This is a genomic window from Mariniflexile sp., assembly GCF_041583155.1.
Taxonomy (GTDB): Bacteria; Bacteroidota; Bacteroidia; order Flavobacteriales; family Flavobacteriaceae; genus Mariniflexile.
On the sequence record NZ_JBFHGK010000049.1, the window covers coordinates 1 to 12,976 of the forward strand.

The 12,976-nt window shown below is 32.5% G+C and carries 10 protein-coding genes and 1 pseudogene; 4 read left to right on the forward strand and 7 right to left on the reverse strand.

Annotated features, from left to right (window positions below; all coding sequences use genetic code 11):
• Nucleotides 1-387 (reverse strand): annotated as a pseudogene (locus tag ABYI63_RS14575) (polyribonucleotide nucleotidyltransferase); the annotation flags it as partial.
• Between the two features lie 388 nt (nucleotides 388-775).
• Nucleotides 776-1,045, reverse strand: coding sequence for a 30S ribosomal protein S15 (gene rpsO, locus ABYI63_RS14580; protein WP_372757320.1), 270 nt, complete (start codon nucleotides 1,043-1,045; stop codon nucleotides 776-778).
• Between the two features lie 146 nt (nucleotides 1,046-1,191).
• Between rpsO and ABYI63_RS14585 the strand changes: the two genes are divergently transcribed.
• Nucleotides 1,192-2,352: a PAS domain S-box protein gene (locus ABYI63_RS14585; protein ID WP_372757322.1), complete on the forward strand. Its 1,161-nt coding sequence runs from the start codon at nucleotides 1,192-1,194 to the stop codon at nucleotides 2,350-2,352.
• A 22-nt stretch (nucleotides 2,353-2,374) separates the two neighbouring features.
• On the opposite strand, the gene accD is transcribed toward ABYI63_RS14585, so the two are convergent.
• The 3 genes from accD to ABYI63_RS14600 all read right to left on the reverse strand — a co-directional run bounded on the left by accD (nucleotide 2,375) and on the right by ABYI63_RS14600 (nucleotide 7,217).
• Entirely contained in the window at nucleotides 2,375-3,232 is an 858-nt protein-coding gene (gene accD, locus ABYI63_RS14590) for an acetyl-CoA carboxylase, carboxyltransferase subunit beta (protein WP_372757323.1), read from the reverse strand.
• Between the two features lie 246 nt (nucleotides 3,233-3,478).
• Entirely contained in the window at nucleotides 3,479-4,546 is a 1,068-nt protein-coding gene (gene fbaA / locus ABYI63_RS14595; protein WP_372757324.1) for a class II fructose-bisphosphate aldolase, read from the reverse strand.
• Between the two features lie 133 nt (nucleotides 4,547-4,679).
• Nucleotides 4,680-7,217: a BamA/TamA family outer membrane protein gene (locus ABYI63_RS14600; RefSeq protein WP_372757325.1), complete on the reverse strand. Its 2,538-nt coding sequence runs from the start codon at nucleotides 7,215-7,217 to the stop codon at nucleotides 4,680-4,682.
• Nucleotides 7,218-7,482: 265 nt separating this feature from the next.
• Here ABYI63_RS14600 and ABYI63_RS14605 point away from each other — a divergent pair, with 265 nt between their 5' ends.
• Nucleotides 7,483-8,202 (forward strand): TrmH family RNA methyltransferase, encoded by a 720-nt coding sequence (locus ABYI63_RS14605; protein WP_372757327.1) that lies wholly within the window; start codon nucleotides 7,483-7,485, stop codon nucleotides 8,200-8,202.
• Between the two features lie 39 nt (nucleotides 8,203-8,241).
• Here ABYI63_RS14605 and ABYI63_RS14610 read toward each other — a convergent pair whose 3' ends face one another.
• Nucleotides 8,242-8,970: a porin family protein gene (locus ABYI63_RS14610; protein ID WP_372757329.1), complete on the reverse strand. Its 729-nt coding sequence runs from the start codon at nucleotides 8,968-8,970 to the stop codon at nucleotides 8,242-8,244.
• A 5-nt stretch (nucleotides 8,971-8,975) separates the two neighbouring features.
• Nucleotides 8,976-9,701 carry a bifunctional demethylmenaquinone methyltransferase/2-methoxy-6-polyprenyl-1,4-benzoquinol methylase UbiE gene (gene ubiE, locus ABYI63_RS14615; RefSeq protein WP_372757331.1) on the reverse strand — a complete coding sequence of 242 codons (726 nt, stop codon included), beginning with the start codon at nucleotides 9,699-9,701 and terminating at the stop codon, nucleotides 8,976-8,978.
• Between the two features lie 288 nt (nucleotides 9,702-9,989).
• Here ubiE and trkA point away from each other — a divergent pair, with 288 nt between their 5' ends.
• Together trkA and ABYI63_RS14625 are read left to right on the forward strand one after the other, a co-directional pair.
• Nucleotides 9,990-11,339, forward strand: a complete 1,350-nt coding sequence (gene trkA, locus ABYI63_RS14620; RefSeq protein ID WP_372757333.1) for a Trk system potassium transporter TrkA — start codon at nucleotides 9,990-9,992, stop codon at nucleotides 11,337-11,339.
• A 25-nt stretch (nucleotides 11,340-11,364) separates the two neighbouring features.
• A complete protein-coding gene (locus tag ABYI63_RS14625) occupies nucleotides 11,365-12,858 on the forward strand; it encodes a TrkH family potassium uptake protein (protein ID WP_372757334.1) in 1,494 nt (497 codons plus the stop codon).
• Nucleotides 12,859-12,976: the final 118 nt, after the last annotated feature.

The window sequence follows — 12,976 nt, forward strand, 5'->3', positions numbered from 1 at the left end:
AGCATCTGGCATAACTTCTTCATCATGAGACATTAACTGAATCATCACTTGCGTTTCAGCATGATAATCTTTTGGGAATAACGGACGTAAAACGCGGTCAACTAAACGCATCGTTAAAACTTCGCCGTCACTTGGTCTTGCTTCTCTTTTAAAGAAACCACCAGGGTATCTTCCTGCAGCAGCAAATTTTTCTCTGTAATCTACCGTTAACGGTAAAAAGTCAACATCACTTTGTTGGTAGTTGGAAACAACAGTACACAAAAGCATACATTTCCCAGATTGAACAACAACAGAACCATGAGCCTGTTTTGCTAATTTTCCGGTTTCAATAGAAATTTCTCTACCGTCACCAAGGTCTATGACCTCTTTAAAAACTTTTGGAATCATAAATTTTTTTAATTCTAATTAAACAATGGTCGTTGTGTTGTTGTGTGTAGTTGTTGTGTGTTGACCAATGAAAAACTATAATAAGCTTCTTCTAATTTACGTCATTGCGAAGCAAATTATTCAATTTGCTGTGGCAATCTGTTTCTTTCAATAGATTACCACGTCGTTACTTTTCTCGTAATGACCATGTAACTTTAATTTATTTGGGCGTTACCTAAAGGTCGGGCTTTTCGCTACAATCTTTTTAAAACGCCATTGAAAGTACGAAGTACGGGGCAATCTGCCAAATTCTAATACCTACAATTACTAATTTTATTTTTAATTAAAAAGGATTTTTGCTTCAATCCCTAACGCAAAAACAAAAAAGAGGCTAAAAAGCCTCTTTTTTTTATTTTCTTAATCCTAATTCTTTTACTATCGCACGATATCTTAAGATATCTTTCTTAGTTAAGTAATCTAATAAGCTTCTTCTTTTACCTACTAATTTTACTAATGAACGCTCCGTATTATAATCTTTACGATTCTTTTTTAAATGCTCAGTTAAGTGATTAATTCTGTAAGTGAATAATGCAATTTGTCCTTCTGCAGAACCTGTGTCTTTTGCATCTTTACCGTGTTTTGTAAAGATGGCTTCTTTCTCTTTTTGATCTAAATACATGCTAATATTATTGTAAATAATTGTTATGTAAACGAAAGTCTATCTTTCGAGCGGCAAATATACTAATTAATTATGATTTAACAATATCTCTTTTTTTGTAAAATTTTCACTAAATTGACGTAATTAAATTATTACTTATTCTAAATATGGAAAAAATAATTGCAGGAACCATAGACCCTGATTTATTGCCAGATATTTTTAACAATTTGTATCATGGCATTGCTATAGTTGGGTTGGACGGTAAATGGTTGTTGGTTAGTAAAAGCTTATGCGAAATTTTAGGATATAGTGATGATGAGTTACTAAATTTAAGCTTTCAAGACATAACACATAAAGAAGACGTAAAAAGCGATTTAAAAAATGTAAGGAACCTTTTAGCAAAAAAAATAGAGAGCTATAAAATGCAAAAGCGCTATTTTAAGAAAAATGGCAGTATAATTTGGGCGCAATTATCGGTGTCGTTAGTACGGGAAAGTAATGATAAACCTAAATATTTTATAGCACAAGTTCAGGATATAACTGAACAAAAGCAGGAGGAGAGCGAAAAAGAAATTATAGCAGAGGTAATAAAGGAGCAAAACGAACGCTTATTAAACTTTTCTAGAATTATAACTCATAATTTGAGAACGCATGCTGGTAATTTGATGACTTTAAGTGATTTTGTTGAAGATGAAATTCAAGAAACAAAAGCAAATGAAAGTTTTTTAACCCTAAAGCAAGCTATTTGTAATTTACAGGAAACGGTTGAACATTTAACAGAAATAGCCAAATTCTCCAAATACGACAAAGAGGAATTGAAATCACTCAACTTGTATAGTTTTGCTGTAAATGCTATATATAATGTTAGTTCATTGGCTAAAAATAACAATTGCCGAATTGAAAATTTAATAGATAAATCTGTTCAAGTTACTGGTATTGAGGCATATTTGGATAGTATTGTGCTTAATTTGTTAACCAACGCTATTAAATATAAAGCAGAGGATAGAGAAGCGGTGATAACATTGAGTACTACCCTTAAAGATGGTTTTGTTGTGTTAAGTGTGAAGGATAATGGTTTAGGGCTCGATTTAGAAAAACATGGTAAAAAGTTGTTTTCATTGTACCAAACCTTTCATAGAAATAAGGATTCAAAAGGTATTGGCTTATTTATTACAAAAAATCAAATAGAATCTATAGGCGGTAAGATAGAGGTAAACAGTCAGGTTAATGTGGGTTCTGAATTTTTAATTTATTTTAAAGATCCTAACAATACCCAATCTGAATTGAATAAAAAAGACCTGTATCATTTTAAAAAGAAACAGGCCTGATAATTATTTTATTGAAAAGATATTAAGCTCTTAAAGGTTGATTTAATATTAAATCTAAATACTGATTTATTTTATCTTTTAAATCTTTTCTTAAAGTTATAAAATCTAAAAATCCGTGTTCTAATAAAAACTCAGAAGTTTGAAATCCGTCTGGTAAATCTTTACCTGTTGTGTCTTTTACTACACGCGGTCCTGCAAAACCAATTAAGGCACCGGGCTCTGCAATATTAATATCACCTAACATAGCAAAGGAAGCTGTAGTTCCACCAGTTGTTGGGTCGGTACATAGGGATATATAAGGAATGTTTGCTTCCGCTAATTGAGCTAATTTCACCGATGTTTTAGCCAATTGCATTAAGGATAATGCAGCTTCCATCATACGAGCACCACCGGATTTTGATATTACCATTAAAGGAATTTTTTTCTTTAAAGAGTAATCGGCAGCACGTGCAATTTTTTCACCTACAACACTTCCCATAGAACCTCCAATAAACGCAAAATCCATACAGGCTATTACAATGTCTTTTCCTTTAGATTTACCTACACCTACGCGAATGGCATCTTTTAATTTGGTTTTTTCTTGAGCCGATTTTAAACGATCAGGATATTTTTTAGTATCAACAAATTTTAAAGGATCTTTAGATTCTAAATTAGCATCTAATTCTTTAAATTTATTATCGTCAAAAAGAATTTCAAAATATTCTTTACTACCTATACGAACATGGTACCCATCTTCCGGACTTACGTAGAAATTTTTCTCTAATTCTTCCGCATCTACAATCTTTCCGGTCGGTGATTTGTACCATAACCCTCTAGGTGTGTCCTTTTTTTCTTCCGTTGTGGTTGTTATTCCTTTTGTTTTTCTTTTAAACCAAGACATAGTGATTTACAATTTATGATTTACGATTTCCGATTAAAAACCTTTATATCGTTGTTTTTTAATGTTTTAGTTGCTTTTTTGTGTAGCAAAAAGCAAAAAGCTAGATTACAAAATTAAAGCTTTATTTTAATTTTGGTATTACACACTTGTTTTTTTATTGATGAAATTGTTTTTGTAAGTATTTATAAATGAAAAAATCCTGCAAAAAACAGGATTTTTTATATTTAATAAAAAGGAGATTATTCCTTATAGTGTGTTTACATTGTTAAGGTCTTCGAAAGCCTTTTTTAAACGCTCTACAAAAGTAACTTCACCTGCACGTAACCAAACACGTGGGTCGTAATGTTTTTTGTTTGGAGAATCCGGGCCTTCAGGGCTTCCAATTTGAGATTTTAAATATTCAGCTTTAGATCCCATATAATCACGGATACCTTCCATGAATGCATATTGTAAATCTGTATCAATGTTCATTTTAATTACACCGTAGCTAATTCCTTCACGAATTTCTTCAACTGTAGAACCAGATCCACCATGGAATACAAAATCAATGTGGTTATGACCTACACCGTATTTTTTAGAAATATAATCTTGAGAATTTTTTAAGATTTTTGGTGTTAATTTAACATTTCCTGGTTTGTAAACACCGTGTACGTTACCAAATGCAGCAGCAATAGTAAACTGATCGCTTACTTTACTTAATTCTTCATATGCATAAGCTACTTCTTCTGGTTGTGTATATAGTTTAGAATCGTCTACATCTGTATTATCTACACCATCTTCTTCACCACCAGTGATACCTAATTCAATTTCTAAGGTCATATCCATTTTGCTCATACGCTCTAAATAGGTTTTGCAAATTTCAATGTTTTCTTCAATTGGCTCTTCTGAAAGATCAATCATATGCGAGCTGAAAAGTGATTTTCCAGTTTCAGCAAAATGTTTTTCACTAGCATCCAATAAGCCGTCTATCCAAGGTAATAATTTTTTTGCACAGTGGTCTGTATGTAAAATTACAGGAACACCATAGGCTTCAGCTAATGTATGCACATGTTTTGCTCCAGCAATGGCTCCAGCGATAGCCGCTTTTTGACCATCATTGTTTAAGCCTTTTCCGGCATTAAATTGTGCTCCACCATTAGAAAACTGAATAATAACAGGTGCATTTAAAGATGCTGCAGTTTCTAATACGCCGTTAATCGTGTTTGATCCGATTACGTTTACTGCTGGTAAAGCAAATCCTTTTTCTTTAGCTAATTTAAAAATGGCTTGCACTTCTTTTCCTGTAGCAACTCCTGGTTTTATGTTATGTCCCATAATTATTTTCAATTTTATTTTAGATTGTGAGTTTCAAAAGTAATCAATTTTTAAATATTTAGTGTTCATTTTTGAATTTTAAAATATTAAAAGAGCACTAAAACGTTATAGTTTTCAACTAATTATTTAAATTTTAGAAAGGATAATTTATGCCTATGTTATAAACAGCATTTGAAAAATTATAGTCGTTAAACCATCTGTTTTCTTCTTGGTATGCAGGGTCGTAGGTTTTAAATCCAATATCAAAACGAAACACAAAGAAACTAAAATCGTAACGTAAACCCAATCCGGAACCTACTGCGATATCTTTTAAAGAACTAAGATTTGTGAAAGTGGAGTTTTCATCAGTAACATCATCCAACGCATTCCATATGTTTCCAGCATCAATGAAAAAAGCACCGTTTAAATTTGAAAATATATTAAAGCGCTGTTCTATACTAAGCGCTAATTTTAAATTCGCTTCGTTAAATTCGTTGGTAGAGGCAGAACTTCCGGGTCCTAAACTATAGGCTGTCCAAGCACGATTATCGTTGGGGCCACCGGCAAAAAAACTTTTTGAAAACGGAATATTGCTAGAATTACCGTATGGAACTGCAATGCCGAAATACGTGCGCGCAGCGAGTACATTTTTTTTACCTAATTCCCAGTGTTTTATGTAATCCAATTCCGTTTTAATGTATTGTGAATAGGCAACGTTAAAAAGTTCATAGCGGTTATCTGAATTTTTTTCAAGGCCGAGGGCACTAGACAAACTAGAAATAATGTTACCTGCTACTTCTAACTTGAATTTAAAAATAGAAAAGTCGTCATCAAACAAATTAGTACGTTCATCATTTGTAAAACTAAAACTTGATGATAAAATTAAGTTGTTTTCAGTTAGTCTGTTTTTACGCTCATTAATACTGTTTACAGTAGTTAGTTGAGTTTCTGAAATTTCGGAAGGTGTGTTTTCTGCTAGCACATATGCTAAAAATGCATTTGTTTCGGTAGGAATGCCTAAATCTGTATCCGAATCTATATAATTCACATCTTGAGCAATGCTGTTTAAAGAGCTATATGAGTTTTCGTAAACATTGAAATAGTTTTCAACGTTTAAATTTCTAACATATTGAATGTTAAACACATCGAGTCTATTAGTAACCTTTGGTGATGGTGCCCAATTGTAATTAAAAATACCACTAAACGTCTGTTTATCTAAACCAATGTTTGTTTGACTGGTAATTGATAAACTGATTTTGGTACTTGGAGACATATACTTTGGTATAATTTTTTCGGTATTATACGGAAAAAAGAATCTTGGAATCGTTAATTTTAAATCGGCTCCAATTTCATTAATGTCAAAAAAAGGGTCGGAAACATTGTTTCTTGAAGCATTTTTTGAGGCACCTATGGAACCAATTCCTGAAAGTTCTAAAGTTTCAGCACCTCTAAAAACATTTCTAATTAATAAACTAGGGTTTAATGAAAATCCAATGGACTGAATATTACTCGTGGAAGCATCGGTGCTAAATCCTAAACTGAATTTTTTTAAAGGCGTTAATCGAATAGAATCTGTTAATGTGTTGTCTGCATTTTCTATATATTCAATATTTGGATATTTAAAGGTGCGTAATTCGTTAATATGCCTGTATGAAAGGGTACGGTCGCTATCCTTAAAAATAGTTTTTGGCGTTATAAATATGGCGTCGGTAAGCGCTTTTGGCCGGTATTTTATTTTATTGTAACTATAAATTTTATAACCTTTATAAGTGATTGAATCTTGAAATGGTAAATTTCTATTCTCAAAAGTGTAATCGGTTATTATGTTTACATCTTTTATTTTATAAATTTGGAAAGGAACCCTTTGAATAGAATCTGGTGTTCGGATGGCTCTGTTTTGAATTTGAACTTCAACATTCACTTTTTTATTGGTACCAATGGTATCCATATCAAAACTCACATAATCTTGATTAAAGTGGTACACGCCAGAGTTGCGTAAAGCATTAGAAATTCGTTCACGTTCTTGAGCAAAATTGTCGCTTTTGTATTGTTCGTTACGTTTTATGAATGTGTTCTTTTTGAAATTTTGATATAAAGAATCAATTACATTAGATTTTATTTTTTCAGTTATTGTATCTAAAACATATGGCTCCCCGGTTTCTACGGTGTATTTAATATCAGCACGTTTATTGTCTTTTTTTTCAATATCATAATTTGCTTCTACATCAAACCAGCCATTATTAATATAATAGGCTTCTAGTCGTTCTAAAGATTTTTTAGATTTCGCTTCATCCACAATAACAGGTGCTTCGCCATTGTTTCGTAACCAATTGTTAAAACCTACCGCCGATTCTTTTAATTTATCTAATTGTTTTTTGGATAACCTTTTGGTTAATCGTTCTCTTCGGTTCGGTTTTTCGTCCAACCAAGCTTCAAACAACGAGTCTCTGTTATTTCGGGCCAAATTGTATAAATGCAAACGCAATGGCACACCAATTACAGGTATTTTTATATTTGGCTCTTGGTATAGTAAATTATTGATAGTTTCTGTTTGTTCTCTTTTACCGTTTATAAAAACAGTGTTATCGTTTAATAAGTATTGATTGTCTGGAACACGCTTAACGGCATCGCAGGCAAATAAGAGTACTGTAATTAGAACTAAAAGTAGTATTTTTGAGGGCTGTTGTTTCATCTGTTAATTTTCGTTTTTATAAAATGACCAGATGTTATTTGCATATTGAAAATTCAATTTTTTTAAAGCGTTTTTTTGATTCATTTCAAATGCTTTTAAAATTAATCAGATTAAAAAGGTTTTTGTTGAGCATTAAAATTAAAATTAACTGCTTTGCGATTTCAAAAATACATTATTTCTATTGAAAAAAACATTTAATTACTTTCAAGTTAAAACAGCCATTTTTTCATTTCTTTATATAAAATATAGACATTAAAATATGTACATGCTCTCTAAAAACCAGATTAAATTAATAACGAGTTTAAAGCAAAAAAAACAAAGACAGCAACATGGTTTTTTTGTTGTTGAGGGTGTTAAAACCATCAAAGAACTGTTGGCATCTCGTTTAAAGCTTCATGAATTATATACGACGGAATCCTTCAATATTGATGCCAAGACTGAAGTTTTAATTTCTCAGACCGAATTAAAACGCATTAGTTTTTTAACAACACCTAATACAGCTTTAGCTATTTTTGAAATACCAAAACCGAAGCCTATTGATAATAAGGGACTTATAGTGGCGCTTGATGATGTTAGAGATCCGGGTAATTTAGGTACAATAATTAGACTTTGCGATTGGTTTGGGGTGAAAGAATTGGTTTGTAGCAAAGAAACAGTTGATTGTTTTAACCCCAAAGTAATTCAATCCACGATGGGATCTATAACCCGTGTTAATGTAAGTTATGTAGATTTGATAGATTTTATAAAAACTAACAAGCTTCCTGTTTTTGGAGCCTTTATGGAAGGTGAAGCTGTTTATAACAAACAATTGCCTGAAGAAGGTATTCTAATTATGGGAAATGAGGCTAATGGCGTTTCAAAAGAGGTGGAAGCTACGGTAACCGAAAAAATTTCAATTCCAAGATTTGGTGATTTACAAGCTACCGAAAGTTTAAATGTTGCTACTGCAACGGCTATTTTGTTAAGTGAGTTTAGAAGAAGGTGAACCGAAAAGTTATGTAGAAAACAGCTAAACGACTAACTATTATTGAAATGTGAAATTCACAAAAACACCTCTGCTTTGCATGCTGTTTATGTTGCTCGTCCAAGGGCTGTCAGGGTTTTCATCACGAACTAATTCATCGTTAATACCAAAAAGACCACGAATGGATGGCGTAAATTTAAAGTTGTATAAGTAAAAATCGATTCCAAAACCAAGTTCATAAAATAAGTTGTTTTTTGTAGTTCTAAATTGCCCGTTTGCGTTATCGTTAGGGTTGGTTTCGTTACTTGATAAATTTAGGGCGGTTGATACACCTCCAACAATAAATGGTTTAAAATTATTTACACGTTTTGTAGATATTTTAAGCAGTAAAGGGACGTGTATGTAAGTTGACTTTACTTCTCTGGTTAAGTCGGTTTCTGTAACTGTGGGTTCTTCAAAATTCGATTGACTGTAATAAAGCTCGCGTGTGGTAATTAATAATCCTGGTTCTAAACGCAAATCCATAAAATTATTAATGCGTAAATTCCCTATTAATCCTACGCTAAAACCAGGACTTCGTTTCACATAAATATCACGTAAGTCTTCATTGTAATCAAAATTGAAATCATAATTATTGATACCTAAAAAGTAGCCCCAACGCAGTAAATTATAATCGGTTGTGCCTCTTCCTTGATTAGCATCATAAGTTACTTTTTCTTTTCTAAATAACTGTGCATTAGAAGTTTCAATAATGAATAAAATGGATATTAATGCAAAAAAATGCCTCATAAGTTTTATTTTGACGATTTATAGATGGTCGCCACACCAAATGTTTGTGGAAAATCCTCAACATTAATAAACCCAATTTTTCTCAAAATATTGTTTAAAGCATCACCATAAGGAAAAACAGATGCCGATTCGCATAAATATTTATAAGCACTTCTATCTTTAGAAAAGATTTTTCCAATAAGTGGTAAAATATTTTTTGTGTAAAATTTATAACCTTGTTTGTATGGGGTTTTAATAGGGATAGAAGTTTCTAAAATAACAAAGGTTCCGTTTGGTTTTAGTACTCGGTAAATTTCTTTCAAACCATTTTCTAGGGTTTCAAAGTTACGAACGCCAAAGGCTACGGTTATAGCATCAAAACTATTATCTTCAAATGGCATATTTTCGCTATCGCCTAAAATCATGTCTATCTTGCCTTCTAAAGCTTTTTTCTTTATTTTTTCTTTGCCAATTTCCAGCATGCCACTACTAATGTCTAAACCAACAATTTTAGAGGCGTTGGTTTCGGCTAGATTAATTGCTAAATCACCCGTTCCGGTGGCAATATCCAAAATAGTTTCTGGGTTACTTTCTTTTACCAGTTTAACTACTTTTTTGCGCCATTTAATATCTATTCCAAAGGAAATAACACGATTTAACCCGTCATAATCACCAGAAATGGTGTCAAACATTTGGGTAACTTGTTCTTTTTTTCCTAAATCGCTGTTTTTGTAAGGCTTAATTTTCGACAATGCTTTTTTTTTGCAAATCTACATTATTTATTTCTACTTTAAAATAACTATCAAGATCTATGCAGATTAAATACAAGGATGTTTGAAGGTTTTTTTGAGTTATTTTAACTTTTACCACATTTATAAACCAAACAACGCTCTTTTTAAGATAAAGATTGTAATTTATAGTATATTGCAGTACTTTTTTATGTAATTAAATTAATGAAACAGCTACTAAAGATTGTTCTGAAAACTAGAAACAATTTCTGGTATGTTGCACTTGACGATAAAAAAAGTTAATAAATAAAGATGAAAATAATTATTGCTGGTGCGGGTGAAGTTGGCTTTCATTTGGCCAAGTTACTATCTTACGAGTCTCAAGAAATTACCTTAATAGACCCAAACAAAACAAGTTTAGCCTACGCTGATACGCATTTAGATATTAGAGTTATAAAAGGTGATGCCACTTCTATTGCTATTTTAAAGGAAGCACGCATTGATAAAAGTGATTTGTTTATAGCAGTAACCTCTAGTGAAACTACTAATATTACAATTTGTGTTCTCGCTAAACAGTTAGGTGCTAAAAGAACCATTGCCAGAATAACGAACACGGAGTTTATACATCATAAGGATGAAGTTGGGTTTACCAAGTTTGGTATAGATGAACTAATTTCACCGGAAGCTTTAGCGGCCTCAGAAATAGAATTATCACTAAAACAATCGTCTTTTAACGAAAATTATGAGTTCGAAAATGGGGCGCTTACTATGGCGGGTTTAACGCTATCTAAATCGGCTTCTTTTGTTGGTAAAACCGTGAAACAAGCTGCTGAGGTTTTTCCGGAATTACACTTTGTGCCTATTGCAATTCAACGTTTTGGTACCCAGTTTACTATCATTCCACGTGGGGATACTAAGTTTAAACGTGGGGATAATGTGGTGTTTATAACTACCGAAGGTGGTCACGACGAATTATGTAAATTAAGTGGGAAGTTAAATAGAGCCATTAAAAACGTGATGGTTTTAGGCGGAACACAAATTGGTTTTAAAACTTCTAGAGATTTAAGTAATAAGGGTTTTAATGTAAAACTTCTAGAAGGTAATAGAGATCGCGCTTTCGAACTTGCGGAACTATTAACCAAGGTGCTGGTTATAAATAGCGACGGACGTAATGTCGATTTATTAGATGAAGAAAACCTAAGTGATATGGATGCTTTTATTGCCGTTGGTGAAAACTCCGAAACCAATATTATGTCATGCTTAGTTGCTAAATCCAAAGGGGTTAAAAAAACCATAGCCCTAGTTGAAAATATGGATTATTTTGAATTGTCGCACTCCATCGGTATTGATACCTTAGTGAATAAAAAGCTATTGGCAGCGAATAATATTTTTAGATATATCCGTAGAGGTGAAGTAGTTGCAATGACCAAACTAAATAATTTAAATGCAGAATTGTTAGAGTTTGAAGTGAAAGGCTCATCGGCAGTTTGTAACAAAACAATAAAATCAATCGATTTTCCGAGATCAGCTATTATTGGTGGTGTAATTAGAAACGGTGCAGGAATGATAGCCCTTGGTAATTTTAAAATTCAGGAAGGCGATAGGGTAGTAGTATGCTGTTTGTTGCAATCTATAAAACGCGTTGAAAAATTATTCCTTTAAAAATTATTATTAAACAGGATTAGCATTGAAACTCAATTATAAAATCATTTTTCATTTTTTAGGATTACTGTTATTATTTAATGGTGCATTCATGCTATTATCGGCTTTGGTAAGTTATTTTTATAAGGATGGCGTTACTTATGAAATAGCGCTTTCCGGTATATTTACCTTGATTGCTGGTGCAATTGCCATGTTTTTAACCAAGAAGCATAAAAAAGAAATTAATAAACGTGAAGGTTATATAGTTGTAACTTTTGGTTGGATTTTGATGTCTTTATGTGGTACGCTTCCTTATGTTATAACAGGAAGTATTCCCAATTTTACAAATGCTTTTTTTGAAACCATGTCTGGCTATACCACAACAGGTTCATCAATATTAAACGATATTGAAATTATACCTAAAGGTGTTTTATTTTGGCGCAGTACCACCCATTGGATAGGAGGTATGGGGATTATTGTGCTGGCCATAGCAATTTTACCATTATTAGGTATAGGAGGTATGCAGCTGTTTGCCGCCGAAGCTCCAGGACCAAGTGCCGATAAACTTCATCCTAGAATTACAGATACTGCCAAGCGTTTATGGCTAATCTATTTTGGTTATACGGCTGCAGAAACAATATTACTTCAATTAGCTGGAATGTCATTTTTTGATGCTATTAATCATTCTATGGCAACCTTATCAACAGGTGGTTTTTCAACTAAAAATGCCAGTGTTGCTTATTGGAATGATCAGCCTGTAATTCAATATATTATCATCTTATTTATGTTTTTGGCAGGCGCCAATTTTGTGTTAAGTTACTTTGCTTTTAAGGGTAAAGTTCAAAAAATAATTCATGATGAAGAGTTTAAACTCTATTTTAAATTTGTCGTTGTTTTTTCAATTATTGCTGCACTTATTATATATTTCAGAGCCGATGTTTCTGTTTCATCAATACACCATCCCATGGTATGGGGAGAAGCTGAAAGTGCTTTCAGACATGCTTTATTTCAAGTTCTAACTGTTATTACAACTACGGGTTTTGTATCGGCAGATTATACATTATGGACTCCTTTTTTAGTGGTTATGTTTTTTGGACTTATGTTTCTAGGGGGCTCGTCTGGGAGTACTTCTGGAGGTGTAAAAGTGGTGCGTCACCTCATACTTATTAAAAATGGTTTTTTGGAATTTAAACGCACACTTCATCCAAGTGCAATTGTACCAGTTCGATATAATAATAAGGCTATAAACAGGTTTATAGTATTTAATGTGTTGGCATTTTTTATACTTTATATGTTATCGTTTATTATAGGTGCTTTGGTATTTTCTATGTTCGACATCGATTTTACATCTGCCATTGGTTTATCTGCATCAAGTTTGGGTAATGTTGGTCCTGCACTTGGTAATTTCGGACCCGTAAATAATTATGCGGCGTTACCACTTTTAGCCCAGTGGTGGGCTTCTTTTTTAATGCTTATTGGACGTTTGGAATTATTTACAGTACTTATTTTATTTACACCATTCTTTTGGCGCAATAGGTAGTGTAAGCAACAAACTGAGCTTCATCTTAAAGAAATAGGTTTTCATATGTGAGTTTACCTAAATTATTTACTAAATTAGAGGAAGAAGCACACAGTTGTATCCGTGTTGTCTAAAAACC